The organism is Dactylosporangium maewongense, from assembly GCF_039531485.1.
Lineage (GTDB): Bacteria > Actinomycetota > Actinomycetes > Mycobacteriales > Micromonosporaceae > Dactylosporangium > Dactylosporangium maewongense.
The window spans coordinates 14,921-34,448 of record NZ_BAAAQD010000002.1 but is presented as its reverse complement, the minus strand read 5'-3'; the positions used below and the strand labels follow the sequence as shown (position 1 = coordinate 34,448).

Sequence of the window (19,528 nt, the reverse complement as noted above, 5' to 3'; positions counted from 1 at the left end):
CAGCAGGTCGAAAGGGGCATCTCGGGGCATTGACCAACGTCTGAAAAACCGGTGGCAATGTCAACGACTGCACCCGGTTCACCAACGTGATGGGCACGATCAGGGTCGCCCGGCACGGACCCGGCCGGGCCCGCCTGCGCCCGGACCACATCCTCGCCGAAAGCGACGGACCACGGGTCAGATCATGACCGCCTGTAGTCCCTTGAAACACTGTCCAGCCCCACCTCGCTTCCGCGACTCCGACAGGCACAGACATTGGTCAATGCCCAGGAATGTGGCTTTTCGGCATCGAGGTTGCGCGATCCACGTACAAGATGATCTCTGAATTGGGGGTGGATCGCGCAGCGTCTATGGCGCAAAGGGTGCAAAGGCTGGCATTGACCAACGTCTGTGCGGGTGGGGCGCACGCGAAGGCCCGGCGTCCTCACGATGGAGGGCGCCGGGCCTCGGGAACCGCGGAAGAACTACTTGGACAGCGTGGTGCCGGTCGAGCGGAGGTGCTCGCAGGCCTCGACGACGCGGGCGGCCAGGCCGGCCTCGGCGACCTTGCCCCAGGCGCGCGGGTCGTAGGCCTTCTTGTTGCCGACCTCGCCGTCGACCTTCAGGACGCCGTCGTAGTTGGTGAACATGTGGGCGGCGACCGGGCGGGTGAAGGCGTACTGCGTGTCGGTGTCGATGTTCATCTTCACGACGCCGTAGTCGAGGGCCTCGCGGATCTCCTCGAGCAGCGAGCCCGAGCCGCCGTGGAAGACCAGGGAGAGCGGCTTGTCCTTGCCGAACTTGGCGCCGACCGCGTCCTGGATGGTCTTGAGGATCTCGGGCTTGAGCTTCACGTTGCCCGGCTTGTAGACGCCGTGGACGTTGCCGAAGGTCAGGGCGGCCATGTAGCGGCCCTTCTCGCCGAGGCCGAGGGCGTCGACCATGGCCAAGCCGTCCTCGACGGTGGTGTAGAGCTTCTCGTCGATCGCGCCGACGACACCGTCCTCCTCGCCGCCGACGACGCCGACCTCGATCTCCAGGACGACCTTGGCCGCGGCGGTCAGCGCCAGCAGCTCCTCGGCGATCTGCAGGTTCTCGGTCAGGGGCACCGCCGAGCCGTCCCACATGTGGGACTGGAACAGCGGCTCCTCGCCCTTGGCGACGCGCTCGGCCGAGATGGCGAGCAGCGGCCGGACGAACTTGTCGAGGTTGTTCTTCGGGCAGTGGTCGGTGTGCAGCGCCACGTTGATCGAGTACTTCTTCGCGACCTCGCGGGCGAACGCGGCGAAGGCGACCGAGCCGGTGACCATGTCCTTGACCGTCGGGCCGGAGAGGTACTCGGCACCGCCGGTGGAGACCTGGATGATGCCGTCACTCTCCGCATCGGCGAAGCCGCGCAGCGCCGCGTTCAGCGTCTGCGACGACGACACGTTGATCGCCGGGTAGGCGAACGCGCCTGCCTTGGCGCGGTCGAGCATCTCGGCGTAGACATCGGGAGAGGCGATGGGCATGACGGCGCTCCTTGGCTGTTGGATCGTGCGGTGTTGGAGCCGGGCGTGCGCGGCTCGTCGAGGACCGCGCTGTCCTGCAACGGAGTATCTCGCAGTGGCATTGGCTCATGTACGGCGGGAGGGTGGGGACAAGGTGAATTGCCCGGCTAGGCCGCGTTACCGCCGATTCGGTCGTACGGTTGGAGAAACCTGAGGGAGGACACATGGCTCAGCCCGATGAAGATCTGTTGACCGTCGACGACCGGCTCGACCCCGATGTGCGCGACCCGGAGGCATCGCCCGCCGACGCCGCCGAGCAGGCACTCCCCGCCGACCCGACGGAGCGCGGGACGGTGTTCAAGAGCGCGCACCCCTGGGACGCGAACGAGTACGACGCCGTCGAACAGGACCGCGACGCCGGCCAGGACGACGAATACCGCTAGGACACGAACTGCGGATGCGCGGCGGCCCACTCCGGCACGGTGCCGTTGCGCAGCGCGGCGAACAGGCCGTCGCCGCCCGGCACGATCGTGCGGTCCGCCCTGAGCGGCAGCTTCAGGCCCGGCACGTGCGCGGCGTCGTAGCGGGCCAGCATGCCGGCCAGCGTCGGCAGTGACATGTCGCCGAGGTGCAGGTCGAGGGCGCCGCCCGCGACCGGCATCGCCTTGGCCAGCTTCACCGGGTCGCCGAGCTTCCGGGCGAGCGCGGAGAGGAGCTGCCGCAGGTGCGTGTCGCGGTCGTCGCCACCGTTCGTGAGCGACTGGCGCTGCCGGACGAAGTCCAGCGCCTCCCATCCGGCGAAGTGGCGGCAGCCCGGCTCGTACACGACGGGGCGCATGCCAGGATGGAGCGGCGCGGCGCGGCCCGTGGCGTCGTCGACGCCGAGGTGGATGGAGACGGTCCGCTGGTCGACGCAGAGGTCGACACCGCCGACGGCGTCCGTGACCCGCTGCATGCCGTCGAAGTCGACGACCGCGCCACCGGCGATCCCGACCCCGAGCAGGTCGCCGAGGATGCGGGCGGTCAGCTCGTAACCGCCGAAGACGTACGCGTTGTTGGCCTGCTGGCGGCCGAAGTTGGGCACGTCCACGACCAGGTCGCGCGGGATGGACAGCTGGTAGACGGTGCGGGTGTCCGGGTCGACGTGTAACAGGAGGATCGCGTCGGCGCGCACTGTGTCGCCCGCCGACTGCGGCCGCCGGTCGGTGCCCAGCAGCAGGAAGTTGCTGATGTCGGGAGTGCCCGCGTCCACCAGCGACTCGACCTGGGGCGCGGGCGGCGACGGGTCGCGCAGGGTGAAGACCAGGGACGCGGCGAGCGCCAGCACCAGCGCGCCGGAGGAGACCGCCCAGCGGCGGCGGCGACGCGCGCGGCGCTTGCTGGCACCGGCGGCGATCGCCGGGCGCAGCGCCATGGCGTCCGGCACGTCGTCCTCGTGCCGGGCGAAGGCGTCGGTGAGGGCGTCGGTGAGGGACGAGGTCACGGCGTCGTTCATCGGACGTCGCCGCCGATCAGCTCCGGCACGACCTCGGTGCGCAGCGTCGCGAGCGCCCTGGAGATCAGCGAGCGGACGGTGCCGATCGCGCAGCCGAGGACCTCGGCGATCTCCACGTCGCTGAGGCTCTCGTAGTACCGCAGCACGAGCGCGGCCCGCTGCCGCCGGGGCAGCCGGGCGAGCCAGATCCACATCTGGTCGCGGTCGGCGGACGCCCCGGCGTGATCGGCCACCACGAGATCACGGTTGGCCGCCTCGGAGGGCAGCTCCGCCCGCAGCACCACCCGGCGCAGCCACGAGCCGCGGTGCAGGTCGATATAGGCATTCGTGAGCATGCGCTTGACGTAGTGCTCAGGCACGCTGGCGGCGGCGATCCGGCGCCACTTCAGCTGCGCCCGGATCATCGTCTCCTGCACGAGGTCCTGCGCGGTGTGCGGATCGCCGGTGAGCATGACCGCGTAGCGCAGCAGCGCCTGCAGCCGCGCCTCCACGAACTCCTCGAACGTCAACCCGACCCCCTCCCCCTGACCCTATGACGGGTCAAGGGGAGGATCTGTTGCGAATGTCAGGGAATCAGCGGAGGGTAACCGGGGTCCAACAGCCCGCGGTCGCGCAGCGCCTCGTAGAGCGGCGTGGTCTGCGGGTAGTGGCCCCAGTGGTGGTCGCCGTCGGTGCCGTTGTCGTGGCCGTGCCCGCCGCCGGTGTTCCCGACGCCGCCGAGCAGCTGCTGCTGGACCGGGTTCAGGCCCGACCACCAGGGGCGCTGCGGCAGGCCGGTGACGTCGTCGCGGATGGCGATCCACCGGTACGTGTAACCGAGGAACACGCACTTGCGCGTGATGTCGGAGAGGTTGTCCGACCGCGCGTGCCAGATCCGCCGGTCGAAGAACACGACGTCACCGGCGTCGACCGCGACCTGCCGCGCACCGTCCGGCGTCGGCCACGGCACGTCGCGGGTCGGCGGGCCGGGCAGCCAGTTGGTCCGGTGGCTGCCCGGGATCAGGGTCAGATTGCCGCGGCCGGTCTCCGACACGTCGGACAGCCAGTAGGCGAGCTTCACCGACAGCCGGGGGCGCGGGTCGGTCTCCAGCTCGCGGTTCTGCCGGCCGCCGTCCTGGTGCCAGTGCCACCAGTCGGGCTTCGGCGCCGCCAGCGGCGGGTGTACGTCAAGATGCGAGTGGTAGATGTGCACGTTCCACCCGAGGATCGACCAGACCAGCGGGAACGTCGCCGGGTGGTCGATCAGGTCGACCAGGTCGGGGTGGTGGGTGACCGGGCTGAGCAGGTGCAACGAGCCGTCCGCGGCGCGGGGGTGCTGCTGGTGCGCGGTCTCCAGCACCGACGCGTAATGGCGCACCTCGTCCGGGCTCAGCACGCCCTTGATCACGAGGTAACCGTCCGCGTCGAACTGCTCGCGCTGCTCGCGGGTCATCGGCGTCCAGGTCGCGGTGCCGTTGTCCGGCGCTGCCGCTATCGCTGACATCCCCGTCTCCAGTTCCGGCGCCGTCCGCAGGCGCCCTCACCGCACCAGACGGGCACGGGCTCCACGACCGTGGTCGCCCGTTCGTGCGGCAATTTCTGGACATTTCGCGTGCAACGGATGAACCCGTCCGCGACGTCTACCTAGTAAGGCGCGTGGGACAGGCGCACCGCCGGGTAGCCGACGACCCGGTCCTTCGGCCCGCCGGTGTCCGCGGACGTGGCGAGCGCGAGCCGGTCCACGCGCAGCGCGTGCCGCCGGCCCCAGGTGAGCAGGCCGCGCAGCGCGTGCCGGCCGCAGGCGTCGCCCGCGCCGATCCGCTCCGGCGCCAGGTCGTCGATGGCCGCCGCGGTGGCCGCGTCGCGCCGCCGGGCCTCCTCCTCGGTCAGGTAGTGCGACAGGTCGGTGCTGCACAGCACCACCGTGCCCGGTCCGGCGACGGCGTCGAGCAGCGCGGCGACCGCGTCCGGATCGTCGGGCCCGATGAGCACTGGCAGCAGTTTCGGCAGGTGTACGCGAAGCAGCAGCGGCACCTGCACCTCGATCGAGTGCTCAGGGGCGTGCGGGCGGTCGTCGGCGACGGCGAGCCTGCGGTCGACCAGCAGCCGGGCGCCGTCCGTGTCGATCGCGATCTCGCCGAGGGGGGTCGCCCACGCGGTGGCGGTGGACACGGCGGCACCCCGCAGCGGCACGTGATGGGCGGGCCCGAGGACGACGGCCCGCTCGAAGGGCGCCGGGCGGTCGCGCAGCTCGCGGTAGACGTGGGCGGCGGTCGGGCCGGAGAACTGGTAGCCCGCGTGCGGCACGATGTAGGCCACCAGCCCATCGACGGCCGTGGTAGTGACCACCGTCTGTGCCGGGGCCGCGGCGTCGAGCATCGCGTCGATCAGGGTCGCGAGCTCCACCGGATCGGCCGGGTAGAACGTGCCAGCGACTGCCGCCGGGCGCGTCATGACAAAACTACTGGCAGGCGGCGCTGGCCCCAGGTCCCGGCCGGGCCGTCGTAGACGCCGGGCAGCCGATGTCCGCAGTGGACGCAGAGGCCGTCGTCGGTCAGGTGGTAGGCGCGCAGGTCGTACCAGTCGCGGACGACGACCGGCCGGTCGCAGCCCGGGCAGTGCGTGGTCTGGCCGTCGGGGTCGTGGACGTTGCCGGTGTAGACGAACCGCAGGCCGGCGTCGAGCGCGATGCGGCGGGCCCGGCGCAGCGTCTCCGGTGGCGTGTGCGGGATGTCGCGCATCTTGAAGTCGGGGTGGAACGCGGTGAAGTGCAGCGGCACGTCGGTGCCGAGGTGCTCCAGCAGCCAGTCGCACTCGCGGCGCAGCTCGTCGTCGCCGTCGTTCTGCCCCGGGATGAGCAGCGTCGTGATCTCGAACCACACGTCGGTGCCGCGCAGGTACTCCAATGTGGACAGCACCGCGTCGAGGCGGGCGAAGGTCACCTTCTCGTAGAACCGCTCGGTGAACCCCTTCAGGTCGATGTTGGCCGCGTCGATGTGCCGGTAGAACTCCTCCCGCGGCGCCGGGTTCATGTAGCCGGCGGACACCGCGACCGCCTTGATCCCGGCCTCGCGACAGGCGTCGGCGACGTCCATCGCGTACTCCATGAAGATCACCGGATCGTTGTAGGTGAACGCGATCGACCGGCAGCCCAGCCGTACAGCGGCCGCGGCGAGCTCCGAAGGGTCGGCGGAGGCGGCGAGGGTGTCGATCTCGCGGCTCTTGGAGATGTCCCAGTTCTGGCAGAAGCGGCAGCCGAGGTTGCAGCCCGCGGTGCCGAAGGACAGCACCGGCGAGCCCGGCAGGAAGTGGTTGAGCGGCTTCTTCTCGATCGGGTCGACGCAGAAACCGGACGAACGGCCATAGGTGGTGAGGACGATCTCGTCACCTGAGCACTGCCGGACAAAGCAGAATCCGCGCTGGCCCTCATGGAGCCGGCACGCTCTCGGGCAGACGTCGCACTGCACCCGGCCGTCAGCCAACCGGTGCCAGTGCACGGTCGGCACCGTCGCCATAAGCCCGACTGTACGCCCGGGAAAACCGCCTGACCCACCGATAATCACGGCGGGACCATGGCGTGGTGCTGCTGACCATCACCACCACCCACCGGCCCGCGACCGACCTCGGCTACCTGCTCGTGAAGCATCCCGGCAGGTTGCAGTCGTTCGAGGTCAGCGGCGGCACGGCGCACGTCTTCTATCCGGAGGCGGGTGAGGACCGGTGCACGGCCGCCCTGCTGCTGGACGCGGATCCGGCGGCGGCGCGCGGTGCGAAAGGGCCCGGGAAGGGGCCCGACACGTTCACGCTGCGCCAGCACGTCAACGACCGGCCCTACGCCGCGTCGAGCCTGCTGGCGGTGGCGCTCGGCCGGGTGCTGCGCACCGCGCTGCGCGGCGACTCACGGGACCGGCCCGAGCTCGCCGCCACCCCGATCCCCCTCGAGCTGCGGATCCCGGCGCTGCGCTGCAAGGGTGACGCGGCGACGTTCTTCGAGCCGCTCGGCTGGACCGTCGAGGCGGCGCCGATCCCGCTGGACGCCGCGCACCCGGAGTGGGGGCCCAGCCGGTACGTCGACCTGACGCTGCGCGGCACGATGCGGCTCGCGGACACGCTCAACCACGTGTACGTGCTGCTGCCGGTGCTCGACGACGCCAAGCACTACTGGGTCTCCTCCGACGAGGTCGAGAAGCTGATCCGGGCGGGGACCGGGTGGCTGGCGGAGCACCCGGCGAAGGGCGTGATCGCCCGCCGGTACCTCGCGCACCGCACGTCGCTGACCAACGAGGCGCTGTCCCGGCTGTCGGACGTGGAACCCGACGCCGACTCCGTGATCGAACGGGCTCCCCGGCCCGAGTCGCTGGCGGCGCTGCGCCGGGCCGCGGTCGTCCGGCAGCTGGCCGAGGCCGGCGCGAGCCGGGTGCTGGACCTCGGCTGCGGCCCCGGCGCGCTGCTCGGCGAGCTGATCCGGGACCGGCGGTTCACCGAGATCGTCGGTGCCGACGTGTCGACCGTGTCGCTGGAGATGGCCGCCCGCCGGCTGCGCCTGGACCGCCTCCCCGACCGGCAGCGGGCGCGGATCCGGCTGCTGCAGACGGCCCTGACCTACCGCGACGACCGGCTGCGCGGCTACGACGCGGCGGTCCTCATGGAGGTCGTCGAGCACGTCGACCCGCCGCGGCTGCCGGCGCTCGCGGCCGGCGTCTTCGGGCACGCGGCCCCGCGCACGGTCGTCGTCACCACCCCCAACGTCGAGTACAACGTCCGGTACCCCGGCCTGGAGCACGGCCGGATGCGCCACCACGACCACCGGTTCGAGTGGGACAGGGCGCAGTTCGGCGCGTGGTGCGACGACGTCGCGGCCCGCTACGGGTACACCGTGACGCGCCACGGCATCGGCGAGGAAGACCTTGAAGTCGGCACGTCCACCCAGATGGCGGTGTTCAAGAAGTGACCACGGTGACGATCCCCGAGCTGTGCCTGGTGGCACTGGTCGGCATCTCCGGCTCCGGCAAGTCGACGTTCGCGCGGCGGCAGTTCGCGCCGACGCAGGTGCTGTCGTCCGACGCGTTCCGGGCGCTGGTCGCCGACGACGAGAACGACCAGTCCGCGTCCGCGGAGGCGTTCGACGCGCTGCACTACATCGCCGGCAAGCGGCTGCGGGCCGGCCGGCTCACCGTCGTCGACGCGACCAACGTGCAGGCGCACGCGCGGAAGGCACTGGTCGACCTGGCCCGGGCGCACGACGTGCTGCCCGTCGCGATCGTCCTGGACGTGCCGGAGAGCGAGTGCTGGGCGCGCACCGAGCTGCGCCCCGACCGGGACTTCGGCCGGCCCGTGCTGTCGCGGCAGCACCGCGACCTGCGCCGCTCGCTGAAGCACCTCGGGCGGGAGGGCTTCCGCCAGGTGCACGTCCTGCGTGACGTGGCCGAGGTGGAGTCGGCGGTCGTGGCGTACGAGAAGCTCTTCAACGACAAGAAGGAGCTGACCGGCCCGTTCGACATCATCGGCGACGTGCACGGCTGCCGGGAGGAGCTGGAGCTGCTGCTCGACCGGCTCGGCTACGTCCTGGTCCGTGACGCCGCCGGGCGGCCCGCGGACGCGCGGCACCCGGACGGGCGCACGGCGGTGTTCGTCGGCGACCTCGTCGACCGCGGTCCCGACTCCCCCGGTGTCCTACGGCTGGTCATGGGCATGGTCGCGGCCGGGCACGCGCTGTGCGTGTCGGGCAACCACGAGGCGAAGCTGCTGCGGGCTCTGCGGGGCGCCAACGTCAAGCGGACGCACGGGCTGCAGGAGACCCTCGACCAGCTCGAGACCGACGCCGAGCTCGACGCCGTGCTGCCCGCCTTCCTCGACGGGCTCATCAGCCACTACGTGCTCGACGGCGGGCGGCTGGTGGTCGCGCACGCCGGGCTCAAGGAGGCCTACCACGGGCGGGCGTCGGGGCGGGTGCGGGCGTTCGCGCTGTACGGCGACACGACCGGCGAGACCGACGAGTACGGGCTGCCGGTCCGCTACCCGTGGGCGCAGGAGTACCAGGGCGCGGCGACCGTCGTCTACGGCCACACGCCCGTCCCGGCCGCCGAGTGGGTCAACAACACGATCTGTGTCGACACCGGCTGCGTCTTCGGTGGCGCGCTGACCGCGCTGCGGTACCCGTCCCGGGAGCTGGTCTCGGTGCCGGCCGTCCGCACGCACTACGAGCCGGTGCGGCCGCTGGTCGCGCCGGTGCCGGAGGAGCGCGGACTGGACATCGCCGACGTGACCGGACGGCGCACCCTGGAGACGCCCGGGGGGCGGGTGACGGTGGCGGCCGAGAACGCCGCGGCGGCCCTGGAGGTCATGAGCCGCTTCGCGGTCGACCCGCGCTGGCTGGTGCGGCTGCCGCCGACGATGGCGCCCGCGTCGACGTCGGCGGTCGAGGGCTACCTGGAGCACCCGGTGGAGGCCCTGGCCGACTACGCCAAGGCGGGCGTGCCGCGGGTCGTGTGCGAGGAGAAGCACATGGGCTCGCGGGCGGTCCTCGTCGTGTGCCGCACCCCATCCGCGGGCCTTCGGCGCTTCGGCATCGCCGGCGGCGGGGTGATCTACACACGGACGGGGCGGCCGTTCTTCGGGGACCCGGCGCTGGAATCAGCGATCTTGGACCGGGTCAGGACCGCTGCCATGGGGCTCTTCGACGAGCTCGGCACCGACTGGCTGCTGCTGGACGCCGAGGTGCTGCCGTGGTCGGCGAAGGCCGAGCCGCTGATCCGCGAGCAGTACGCGAGCGTCGCCGCGGCGGCCGGTGCCGCGCTGCCCGCCGCCGTCGCGGCCCTGACCGCGGCCGCCGGGCGGGGCATCGACGTGGCGTCGTTGCAGGCCCGTTTCACCGGCCGGGTGGCGTCGATGGCGGCGTTCACGGAGGTGTACCGCCAGTACTGCTGGCCGACGGACGGCCTCGACGGGCTCCGGCTGGCGCCGTTCCACGTGCTGGCCGGGGAGGGCGCGTCGTACCTGCGCCAGGACCACGAGTGGCACCTGGCGATGGTGGACCGGCTCGTGGCGGCGGACGACCTGTTCGCCCCGACCCGGCGGCTGGTGGTCGACCCGGCGTCGCCCGCGGACGTCGCGGCGGCGACCGACTGGTGGCTGGAGCTGACCGCGGCGGGCGGCGAGGGCATGGTGCTCAAGCCTGCCATCGACGCGGGACCGCGGGTCCAGCCGGCGCTGAAGTGCCGCGGCCGGGAGTACCTGCGGATCATCTACGGCCCCGACTACCTGACGCGGCTCGACCAGTTGCGGGCCCGGGGGCTGCAGCGCAAGCGCAACCTGGCGCTGCGGGAGCAGGGCCTGGGGCTCGCGGCGCTGGACCTGCTGGCGGCCGGAGGCTCCGCGCGAGCTGTGCACCAGCTGGTGTTTGCCCTGCTGGCCTGTGAAAGCGAGCCGGTCGATCCCCGTTTGTAGCCGGGCTCACGTACGCTGGTGCGCCATGGAAGAAAAGACTCGCGCTTTCAGCGAGCTGCTCGCCTTCAACCCGCTCGACGCGAAGGGCCTGCTCAACACCTTCGGCGTGATCGGCGTCTGGATCATCATGTTCGTGGAGACGGGCCTCCTCGTGGGCTTCTTCTTCCCCGGAGACTCACTGCTGTTTTTGGCCGGCGTCGGCGCGTCATCGGTCGCCGAGGAGCTGCTGGGCACCAGGCTGAGCCTGACCCAGCTGCTCATCGGCGCGCCGCTGTGCGCGATCGCCGGCGCCCAGCTGGGCCACTTCCTCGGTGCCAAGTATGGCCGCAGGATGTTCGACCGACCCAACTCGCGGCTGTTCAAGAAGGAGTACGTCGAGAAGGCCGAGCACTACTTCGTGAAGTTCGGCCCGGCGAAGGCCGTGGTGCTCGCCCGGTTCATCCCGATCGTCCGGACGTTCCTCAACCCGGTCGCCGGCACGATCGGCATGCCGGCCCGGCAGTTCTTCCTGTGGAACGTGATCGGCGGCATCCTGTGGACCGACGGCATCCTGCTCGTCGGCTGGGGCCTCGCGAAGCAGATCAACGACGCGATTCCGGACGGCCAGATCGACAAGTACCTGCTGCCGGCGGTGCTGCTGATCGTGCTGATCTCGGCCCTGCCGATCTTCATCGAGATCTTCCGCGGCTGGCGGGAGCGCCGCCGCACCCCCGCGGTCCCCGTCGAAGAAGGCCGCGCCGGCGCCCACCGCGCCGCGGAGTAGCACTAGCTGGTCCTGATCAGCGCCTGCAGGAAGATGTTGCCGATCTGCTCGGGGTCGGTGACGACGAACGACCGGCCGCCGGTGGCCGCGGCGATCTCCGCCAGCTCCTGCTGCTTGACGTCGGGCCCGACCCCCAGTAGCACCACGCGTACTGGACGGGTCGGGTCCGTCGCCCGTTCCAGCTCCAGTTTCAGCGTCTCCAGGCTCATCCCCGGCTTGGAGTTGGTGCCGTCGGTGAAGACGACGACGGTGTTGGAGCGGCCCTCCTTGTAGCCCTCCTTCAGCGCCTTGTACGCCGCCAGGACCGTCTCGTAGAGCCCGCAGACGTCGGCGGTGGTGGCCTTGGCGCCGGCGACGGCGGTGCTCAGCCTGGCCCGCTGCCCCTGGCTGAGCGGGTTGAGCGGCACGACCTCCTGATGGCCGGAGGCATAGGCCCACAGGCCCAGCTCGCTGTCGTCGGTGAAGAGGGCGAGCCCGTCGGTGGCCGTCTTGCGCAGCACCTGCAGGCGCGACGGGGAGCCGGCGCCGGCCATCGGCCGGTTCATCGACGACGTCGTGTCGACCAGCGTGAGGACGCGCGACGGGGCGGTCGTGGCGTTCCAGTACCCGAGGACGTCGGTGATCTTCCGTTCCTCGGTGAGCGCCTTCACCGTGACCGGAGCGGTGGCGGCGCCGCGGCCGGCGGGGAAGCCGGCGCTGGTCGAGCCGTCGGCGGCGCGGAAGCCGAGCCTGGCGAAGAGGTCGCGGTTGCCCTCCGCCGTCAGCGCGGCCCGGAAGCGGCCCGCCGCCTCGAGGTTGGCTCTCGGTTTGCCGTTGATCATGGCGTACGGGTAGTCGAGCGTCACCGCCGGATCCACGGTCAGGGCGGTGAGCGGCATGACCGGTCCGCCCGCGTTGTGGGCGATGACGGCCTGCTCGCTCATCGGCGCCACCTGGGCCGGGCCCGTGCTCTTGTCCAGAGCGGTCTGGTCGGCGGCGACGGCGATCGACCGGTACGCCTTGACCACGTCGACCAGTCGCTTGGGGTCGGTGAGGATCGAGTCGTAGAGCAGGCCGGCCCCGGCGAGGCCGGCGGTGCTGCGGCGCGGGTCGACGGCGGCGAGCTGGACCTGCTTGTTGGCGACCTTCGCGAGCAGCGCCGCGACCTGGGGGGCGCCCGCGGTGCCGCCGGTGGCATCGAGCGTGGCGGCGAGCGGATCGGGCACGGCGAGGGCGACCGGGCTGGTGGCGACGGACTGGGCGTCGGGCTCGAACGCCTCGCGGCTGACCGCCTGCATCCGCACCAGCCACGCGGTCGAGTCGGGGATCCACACGGTCGGCACGTCGGCGTCGGCAGGGGAAGGGACCGCGGTGGCGGCGACGTTGATCGCGCCGCCGGCCCGGGCGGCGAGCTGGCCGGCGACGTCGGCCGGCTCGGCGGCGCGCACCTGCACCTGGACGCAGTCGCCGCCGACCTCGGGTTTCGTGGCGCTCCAGCGGGCCGCCGCGTCGCGGACCGCGGGCGCGATGTCGGGCGCCGCGGCGACGACGAGCCTGATCCCGCCGTCGCATTCGCCGGAGCCGCCGGCCACCGCTCGGACGGCGACCACGGTGACGCCGATCAGCGCCACGATCCCGGCGATCGCCAACGGTGCTTTCCCTCGCGCCACGTGCCTCACCGTGCCCTTCGCCGCCTGCTCGCGTCCCTGGACGGGTCTTCGCGTGCCTCTGCTCGCGTCTCCGCGTGTCTTCGCGCGTTGCCGCGTGCTCCGCTCGCGTCGACGCGATCGGAGCAGTGTAGGCGCAGGTCAGGCGGTTGCTGAGGGAAGGTTCAGCCAGTCGGTCGGCACCGGCTGCGGGGTGCGACCCAGGGTTAACGCTCGGTAAGTCAGCAGCGCGGCTTCCTCCAGATAGAGGGCGCGCTTGTGGGCCAGCTCGACCGAGTCGGCGATCACGGAGCAGCCGTGATGGGAGAGGATCACGCAGTTGACGCCACCCGCGCACGCGGCCGCGGCCAGCTCACCGACCCGGGGATCGCCGGGCGGGCTGAACGGGGTGGTCACGACCTGCCGCAGGTAGAAGGCATGGTCGGTGGTGACGAGCCGGATCGGCTCGCCGATCGCGTCGAGCAGCAGCACCGTCTGCGGGTGGAGGTGCACGATCACGTTCGCGTCGGGTCGGACGCGGTAGGTCGCCAGGTGGAGCCCAAGCTCAGATGATGGCGCGGCATCTTTGTCAAGCGCCGCGCCATCGCTGATTCGGACCCGAACAAACGAGTCTGGCGACAGTCCGTCGAGCCAGGTGCCGGCAGCCGTCACCCAGCATTCGTCGGAGCCGGGCGCCCGGGCGGACAGGTTGCCGCCCGAGCCCACGACAAGCCCTGACCGCACGACCGCCCGCCCCAGGAGGGCAAGCTGGTCGCGCAGGTCGCCGGGCCGCTGGAGCAACCTACCGAGGTGCCTTCTTGGTCGCGCGCTTGCGCGGCGGCGTCAGAAGGTCGGCGATGGTGCCGATAGCGGCGGGCACCAGGCGGTAGAACGCCCAGACACCCCGCTTCTCGCGCTCCAGGAGACCGGCCTCGGTCAGGATTCGCAGGTGGTGGCTCACCGTAGGCTGCGAGAGCCCGAGCGGGGCCGTCAGGTCACACACACACGCCTCGCCGTCCGGTGCCGACTGGATCAGGCTCAGGAGCCGGAGTCGGGCAGGGTCGGCAAGTGCCTTCAGGACGCCGGCAAGACGCTCGGCATCGGCGCGGTCAATCGGCTCGCCAGCAAGTGGCGAGATCTGGGGCAGGGTCATCTCAGCCAGCGCAGTTCCCACGTATTCCATCCTTCCACCAACACCATCGACCCGCCTGCATATACGCAGGTCCGAATCGACAATTTTTCAGCCCTATTGGCCGAGGTCGGCCAACGAAAATGCTGAGCGATAGCTCAGCCCCGCGGCGCGGACCGCCTTTTCCGCCCCACGGTCGACGATAACCGCGACACCGACAACTTCCGCGCCGGCCTCGCGCAACGCCTCTACTGCAGTGAGGACGCTTCCCCCAGTCGTGGAGGTGTCCTCGACCGCCAGCACCCGCCGGCCCGCCACGTCGGGTCCCTCGACCCGGCGCTGCAGACCGTGAGCCTTGTCACTCTTCCGGACGACGAACGCATCGAGCTCGCGTCCCGTCCCCCGCGCGGCAGCCGCATGCAGCATCGCGGTGGCCACCGGATCAGCGCCGAGGGTCAGCCCTCCCACAGCGTCGAAATCCCAGTCGGCGACCAGATCGAGCAGCACCCGGCCGACGAGCGGCGCACCAGCATGGTGCAGCGTCAAGCGACGAAGGTCCACGTACCAGTCAGCTACTTGTCCCGACGACAGCGTCACCTTGCCTCGGACCACAGCCAGGTCGAGCACGAGTTTCAGCAGGTCGTCACGGTCGGTCATGACCGAAGCGTACGCGCTAAATCTGCTCGGCGAATCGATGACCCGCACTCTCGCAGAAATATAGGGCCGTCAAGTGGACAAGGAGGAATACGAAGGTGATCGCAGCGATCACCACGAGTGACGCGAGGGGTGACGGTGACAGGGGTCAACGAACCGCACGTGAGGGAGATTCGCGTTGGTTTCACCGGTTCGTACCCCTCGCCGGACCCCGTCACATCGGCCCTGACCTGCGCGAACACCACTTCTGGAGTGGCCTTGTCCCAGGGACTCAGCCCTTCGCCGCACAAGTCCGACCGTTCGGCGGCATCGTGACGTCAATCATGCTCGATGCTGGCCCCACTCAATGATCATCGCGGCCGATGCGGCTCCTCGTGCCGCGGGCGACACGCCGCATCAACGCCTGCGGGGCGTGCCGCACCCCGAAGACGACCATCTTGTACTTCCAGCTGGGCACGCTGACGAGCTTGCCCTTCCCCAGGTCGCGCAGGGCGTCGCGGACCACGCTGCCGGCGTCCAGCCACAGCCACGGCGGCGTCTTGCCCGCGTCGATGCCGGCCCGCTGGTGAAACTCGGTGCGGGTGAACCCGGGGCACAGCGCCATCACGCGGACCCCTCCGGCCCGCACCAGCTGGCCGGTCGACTCGCTGAAGTTGGTGACCCAGGCCTTGGTCGCCGGGTACGTGGAGCCGGGCATCATCGCGGCGAACCCGGACACCGAGGAGACGTTGATGATGTCGCCCCGGCCGCGGGCGGTCATCCCGGGCAATGCGGCGAGCGTCAGCCGCATGACCGCGTGGACGTTGAGCCGCAGCAGCAGCTCCTCCCGCTCCACGCTGGAGCGCGGGAACGGCGTGTTGAGGCTCATCCCGGCGTTGTTGACCAGCAGGTCCACGGGCCGGTCCGCGGCGGTGATCCGGGCCGCGACCAGGTCGCAGCCCTCGGGCGTCGACAGGTCCGCCGGCAGCACCTCGGCGCCGCCCGCCCCGGCCGCCACCGTCTCGGCCGCCACGGCCTCGAGGCGGGCCTTGTCCCGGGCCACCAGCACGAGGTCGTGGGTCTTGGCGAGCTCGCGAGCGAACGCGGCACCGATGCCCGCGGTGGCGCCGGTGATGAGGGCGACTGGCCGTTGGGTCATGCGCGCCAATCTAGTCCCGGGCACGCCGAAGGCCCCGGTATCCCGGGGCCTTCGAGTGTTTGCTGAGCCGCTTCGGCGGTGTCGCCCTTACAGAGGGCGGTGCGGCCTTACGGAGCCGGTGGCGGCTGGTGCGGCGGGCCGTCGGCGGGCGGCGGGTAGCCACCCGGATAGCCGGAGTCGCCGGGCGTGCCGGGCGCCGGCGGCTCCCACTGCGCCTCGACCTTGCGGAAGTACGGGTGCGACGCCGGCAGCGCCAGCAGCACGATGACCGCCAGGATCGCCAGGATCAGCAGCACGCCGAGCACCGTGGTCACCGGCTGGAACCAGCCCGGCACCTCGGAGTAGAGCAGCTCGTTGTACTTGTCCCAGGTCGGCAGCTTCGGGTCGTTCTTGCGCGCCTGCTCCCAGAGGCTCTCCCCGGCGAGCGAGAAGGCGAACCCACCGAGCGAGCAGCACGCCGCGAGGCCGCCGAGCACCCACGTGAGGATGCGGGCGACCTGCTTGCCCTTGCCGACGAAGACGGCGAGCAGGACCAGCAGGACGATGATCAGAATGCCGAAGATCAGCGTGACGGCACCGTTGGCACCGGCGCCGAACCCGGCGCCCTCCTGCGACGTGCCGGCGACGGCCTTCTTGGCGCCGTCGGCGAGCGCACCGGCATAGACGAGCGAGATGATGATATTGATAAGTTCGATCCCGGCCGCCGCGTAGAGCAGGTAGACGGCCAGGTTGACGGTGGACGGTCGGGCTCGCGGCCCAGACGCTGGGTCGGCGAATGCCATCGGATCTCCTCCCAGGAAACCTTGAGGATCAACCGTATCGATGTCGGGCTGCAGGCGCAGGTTATAGGCTCAGCTGTTGAGGCGATCTTGCGCATACTGGGCCAGCGTGGTGCTGCCCATCATGCAGCCGGTGAACGTGCTGACCGCGGCGTCCTGCCCCGCCAGGCGCTGCCACGCGGCCCTGCCGGCCGCCGGGTCGATGCGGGTCAGCAGCTCCGCCGCGTACACCCGGCCGGCGGGCGTGGCGTGGTCGAGGAGCGCCTCCAGCTTGGGCCGCAGCTCGGCACCGTGCCGGTGGAGACCCTCCCCGACCGCGAAATAGGCCTTGGTGGCGGGCGTGAGCGTGCCGGCGAAGCCGACCCCGCCGAACGCCAGCGTGTCGGCGGCGGCGAGCTGGCTCAGCTCATCGTCGAACGCGCCCTTCCTCTTCCACAGCATCGCCCTCGTCCTTATCCGGCGCTGACTGCGAGCGCCTTCTTGTCGTCCGCCAGGTCCACCACGACGCGGTCGCCGTCGCGGATCGTGCCGGCCAGCAGCGCCTTGGCGAGCTGGTCGCCGATGGACGTCTGGACCAGGCGCCGCAGCGGGCGGGCGCCATACACCGAGTCATACCCCAGACTGGCGAGCCAGTCACGCGCCGCGTCGGTGACGTCCAGGGTCAGCCGCCGGTCGGCCAGCCGCCGGCCGAGCGCCCGCAGCTGGATGTCGACGATCTCGCGCAGGTCGGCGGGCGACAGGGCGTCGAACACGACCATGTCGTCGAGCCGGTTGACGAACTCCGGCTTGAAGTGCTGCCGGACGGCGGCGATCACGGCGTCGCGCCGCTGCTCCCTGGTCAGCGTCGGGTCGTCGGCCAGCACCTCGGAGCCGAGGTTGGAGGTCAGGATGAGGATCGCGTTGCGGAAGTCGACCGTGCGGCCCTGCCCGTCGGTGAGCCGGCCGTCGTCGAGCACCGCCAGCAGCACGTCGAACACGTCGGGGTGCGCCTTCTCGACCTCGTCGAGCAGCACCACCGAGTAGGGCCGGCGGCGGACCGCCTCGGTGAGCTGGCCGCCCTCCTCATAGCCGACGTATCCGGGCGGCGCGCCGACGAGCCGAGCGACCGTGTGCTTCTCGCCGTACTCGCTCATGTCGATGCGGACGATGGCGCGCTCTTCGTCGAAGAGGAACTCCGCGAGCGCCTTCGCCAGCTCGGTCTTGCCGACGCCGGTCGGGCCCAGGAACAGGAAGCTGCCCGTGGGGCGGTCGGGGTCGGCGATCCCGGCGCGGGCGCGGCGCACCGCGTCGGAGACGGCCTGCACCGCGGCCTCCTGGCCGATGACCCGGCTGCGCAGCGCCTCCTCCATCCGCAGCAGCTTGGCGGTCTCGCCCTCCAGCAGCCGGCCGGCGGGAATGCCGGTCCACGAGGCGACCACCGCCGCGATGTCGTCGGCGGAGACCTCCTCCTTCAGCATCGAGCCGGCGGACTGCAGCTCCTCGAGCTCGACCTCCGCGGTGCGCAGCTCCTGCTCGAGGTCGCGGATCCGCCCATACCGCAGCTCCGAGGCCTTCGCGAGGTCGAGGTCGCGCTCGGCCCGGTCGGCCTCGCCGCGCAGCTGCTCCAGCTGCTCCTTGATCGAGGAGACGGCGGAGATGTGCTGCTTCTCGTTCTGCCAGCGCTCGGTCAGCGCGGTCAGGTGTTCGCGGCGGTCGGCCAGCTCGGCGCGCAGCCGCTCCAGCCGCTCCGCGGAGGCGGCGTCGGGCTCCTTGGCCAGCGCCATCTCCTCGATCTCAAGCCGCCGCACGGTCCGCTCGACCTCGTCCACCTCGACGGGCCGGGAGTCGATCTCCATGCGCAGCCGCGACGCGGACTCGTCGACCAGGTCGATCGCCTTGTCCGGAAGGAAGCGGTCGCTGATGTACCGGTCGGAGAGCGTGGCCGCCGCGACCAGGGCCGCATCGGTGATCCGCACGCCGTGGTGCACCTCGTAGCGCTCCTTGAGCCCGCGCAGGATGCCGATGGTGTCCTCGATCGACGGCTCGCCGACCACGACCGGCTGGAACCGGCGCTCCAGCGCGGGGTCCTTCTCGATGTGCTCGCGGTATTCGTCCAGGGTGGTCGCGCCGACCATCCGCAGCTCGCCGCGGGCCAGCATCGGCTTCAGCATGTTGCCGGCGTCCATCGAGCCCTCGCCCTTGCCGGCGCCGACGATTGTGTGCAGCTCGTCGAGGAACGTGATGACCTGCCCGTCGGAGCCCTTGATCTCCTCCAGGACGGACTTGAGGCGCTCCTCGAACTGGCCACGGTATTGCGCGCCGGCGACCATGGCCGCCAGGTCGAGGCTGACCAGGCGCTTGTCGCGCAGGGACTCGGGCACGTCGCCGGCCACGATCCGCTGGGCCAGGCCCTCGACGATCGCGGTCTTGCCGACGCCCGGCTCGCCGATCAGCACGGGGTTGTTCTTGGTGCGGCGGGACAGCACCTGGATCACCCGGCGGATCTCGGAGTCCCGGCCGATGACCGGATCGATCTTGCCGTCGCGGGCGGCCTGGGTCAGGTCGACGCCGTACTTCTCCAGGGCCTGGAAGGTCTGCTCCGGGTCGGCGGTGGTGACGCGCCGGTCACCGCCGCGGACCTGCGGGAACGCGGCGACCAGGGTCTCCTCGGTGGCCCCGGACTCCTTGAGGCGGGCGGCGACCGCGCCGCCGACCCGGGCCAGGCCGGCCAGCAGGTGCTCGGTCGAGGTGTATTCGTCGCCGAGCGGGCGGGCGATCTGCTCCGCGGCCGCGATCGCGTTGGCGAACTCGCGGGCGACATTGGGCTCGACCACGCTGGAACCCTTGGCGCTGGGTAGCCGGTCCACGGCGTGCAGCGCTGCGCGGCGGATGTCGGCGGGGTTGGCGCCCACGGCGCGCAGCAGGCCCGCGGTGGTCGAGCCGCCCGTGTCCAGCAGCGCCAGCAACAGGTGCCATGGTTCGACTGTCGCGTGTCCGCGCCGGCTCGCCGCGTCAACGGCGGCCTTGATGACCTCGCGACTCTTGGTGGTCAGGCGTTCGGCGTTCATCGGC

At 71.2% G+C, this 19,528-nt stretch carries 18 protein-coding genes; 4 read left to right on the top strand and 14 right to left on the bottom strand.

What is annotated here, in order from left to right; genetic code table 11:
• Window positions 1-464: 464 nt before the first annotated feature.
• Window positions 465-1,490, bottom strand: coding sequence for a class II fructose-bisphosphate aldolase (gene fbaA, locus ABD332_RS07015; RefSeq protein WP_344500828.1), 1,026 nt, complete (start codon window positions 1,488-1,490; stop codon window positions 465-467).
• A 203-nt stretch (window positions 1,491-1,693) separates the two neighbouring features.
• Between fbaA and ABD332_RS07010 the strand changes: the two genes are divergently transcribed.
• Entirely contained in the window at window positions 1,694-1,912 is a 219-nt protein-coding gene (locus ABD332_RS07010) for a hypothetical protein (protein WP_344500826.1), read from the top strand.
• On the opposite strand, the gene ABD332_RS07005 is transcribed toward ABD332_RS07010, so the two are convergent.
• The 5 genes from ABD332_RS07005 to amrS all read right to left on the bottom strand — a co-directional run bounded on the left by ABD332_RS07005 (window position 1,909) and on the right by amrS (window position 6,458).
• The gene (locus tag ABD332_RS07005) at window positions 1,909-2,964 is read right to left on the bottom strand and encodes an LCP family protein (RefSeq protein ID WP_344500824.1); all 1,056 of its coding nucleotides are present in this window, start codon (window positions 2,962-2,964) and stop codon (window positions 1,909-1,911) included. The genes ABD332_RS07010 and ABD332_RS07005 overlap by 4 nt on opposite strands.
• Window positions 2,961-3,473, bottom strand: a complete 513-nt coding sequence (locus ABD332_RS07000) for a SigE family RNA polymerase sigma factor (protein WP_344500822.1) — start codon at window positions 3,471-3,473, stop codon at window positions 2,961-2,963. The genes ABD332_RS07005 and ABD332_RS07000 overlap by 4 nt, the downstream gene beginning before the upstream one ends.
• A 56-nt stretch (window positions 3,474-3,529) precedes the next feature.
• Entirely contained in the window at window positions 3,530-4,447 is a 918-nt protein-coding gene (locus ABD332_RS06995; RefSeq protein WP_344500820.1) for a phytanoyl-CoA dioxygenase family protein, read from the bottom strand.
• Between the two features lie 140 nt (window positions 4,448-4,587).
• Window positions 4,588-5,397 (bottom strand): AmmeMemoRadiSam system protein B, encoded by an 810-nt coding sequence (amrB, locus tag ABD332_RS06990; protein ID WP_344500818.1) that lies wholly within the window; start codon window positions 5,395-5,397, stop codon window positions 4,588-4,590.
• Window positions 5,394-6,458: an AmmeMemoRadiSam system radical SAM enzyme gene (amrS, locus tag ABD332_RS06985; protein ID WP_344500816.1), complete on the bottom strand. Its 1,065-nt coding sequence runs from the start codon at window positions 6,456-6,458 to the stop codon at window positions 5,394-5,396. Before amrS ends, amrB begins: the two co-directional genes overlap by 4 nt.
• Window positions 6,459-6,523: 65 nt before the next feature.
• Here amrS and ABD332_RS06980 point away from each other — a divergent pair, with 65 nt between their 5' ends.
• From ABD332_RS06980 to ABD332_RS06970, 3 genes are read left to right on the top strand one after another with little or no spacing between them, the layout of a single operon-like run.
• Window positions 6,524-7,894 carry a 3' terminal RNA ribose 2'-O-methyltransferase Hen1 gene (locus ABD332_RS06980; RefSeq protein ID WP_344500814.1) on the top strand — a complete coding sequence of 457 codons (1,371 nt, stop codon included), beginning with the start codon at window positions 6,524-6,526 and terminating at the stop codon, window positions 7,892-7,894.
• Window positions 7,891-10,389, top strand: coding sequence for a polynucleotide kinase-phosphatase (locus tag ABD332_RS06975; protein ID WP_344500812.1), 2,499 nt, complete (start codon window positions 7,891-7,893; stop codon window positions 10,387-10,389). The genes ABD332_RS06980 and ABD332_RS06975 overlap by 4 nt, the downstream gene beginning before the upstream one ends.
• A gap of 25 nt (window positions 10,390-10,414) precedes the next feature.
• Complete coding sequence (locus ABD332_RS06970) at window positions 10,415-11,152, top strand: DedA family protein (RefSeq protein WP_344500810.1); 738 nt, start codon at window positions 10,415-10,417, stop codon at window positions 11,150-11,152.
• Between the two features lie 2 nt (window positions 11,153-11,154).
• On the opposite strand, the gene ABD332_RS06965 is transcribed toward ABD332_RS06970, so the two are convergent.
• From ABD332_RS06965 to clpB, 8 genes are all read right to left on the bottom strand, one after another.
• Window positions 11,155-12,801 (bottom strand): VWA domain-containing protein, encoded by a 1,647-nt coding sequence (locus ABD332_RS06965; protein WP_344500808.1) that lies wholly within the window; start codon window positions 12,799-12,801, stop codon window positions 11,155-11,157.
• A gap of 138 nt (window positions 12,802-12,939) precedes the next feature.
• Entirely contained in the window at window positions 12,940-13,578 is a 639-nt protein-coding gene (locus ABD332_RS06960; RefSeq protein WP_344500806.1) for a class II aldolase/adducin family protein, read from the bottom strand.
• A 1-nt stretch (window position 13,579) separates the two neighbouring features.
• Complete coding sequence (locus ABD332_RS06955) at window positions 13,580-13,960, bottom strand: ArsR/SmtB family transcription factor (protein WP_203848243.1); 381 nt, start codon at window positions 13,958-13,960, stop codon at window positions 13,580-13,582.
• Between the two features lie 63 nt (window positions 13,961-14,023).
• Window positions 14,024-14,563 carry an orotate phosphoribosyltransferase gene (pyrE, locus tag ABD332_RS06950; protein ID WP_344500802.1) on the bottom strand — a complete coding sequence of 180 codons (540 nt, stop codon included), beginning with the start codon at window positions 14,561-14,563 and terminating at the stop codon, window positions 14,024-14,026.
• A gap of 340 nt (window positions 14,564-14,903) precedes the next feature.
• The gene (locus ABD332_RS06945; RefSeq protein WP_344500800.1) at window positions 14,904-15,698 is read right to left on the bottom strand and encodes an SDR family NAD(P)-dependent oxidoreductase; all 795 of its coding nucleotides are present in this window, start codon (window positions 15,696-15,698) and stop codon (window positions 14,904-14,906) included.
• Between the two features lie 107 nt (window positions 15,699-15,805).
• Window positions 15,806-16,480 carry a hypothetical protein gene (locus ABD332_RS06940; protein ID WP_344500798.1) on the bottom strand — a complete coding sequence of 225 codons (675 nt, stop codon included), beginning with the start codon at window positions 16,478-16,480 and terminating at the stop codon, window positions 15,806-15,808.
• Window positions 16,481-16,549: 69 nt separating this feature from the next.
• On the bottom strand, window positions 16,550-16,918 hold the full coding sequence (locus ABD332_RS06935) for a hypothetical protein (protein ID WP_344500796.1): 369 nt from the start codon (window positions 16,916-16,918) through the stop codon (window positions 16,550-16,552).
• An 11-nt stretch (window positions 16,919-16,929) separates the two neighbouring features.
• A complete protein-coding gene (clpB, locus tag ABD332_RS06930; protein ID WP_344500794.1) occupies window positions 16,930-19,524 on the bottom strand; it encodes an ATP-dependent chaperone ClpB in 2,595 nt (864 codons plus the stop codon).
• Window positions 19,525-19,528: the final 4 nt, after the last annotated feature.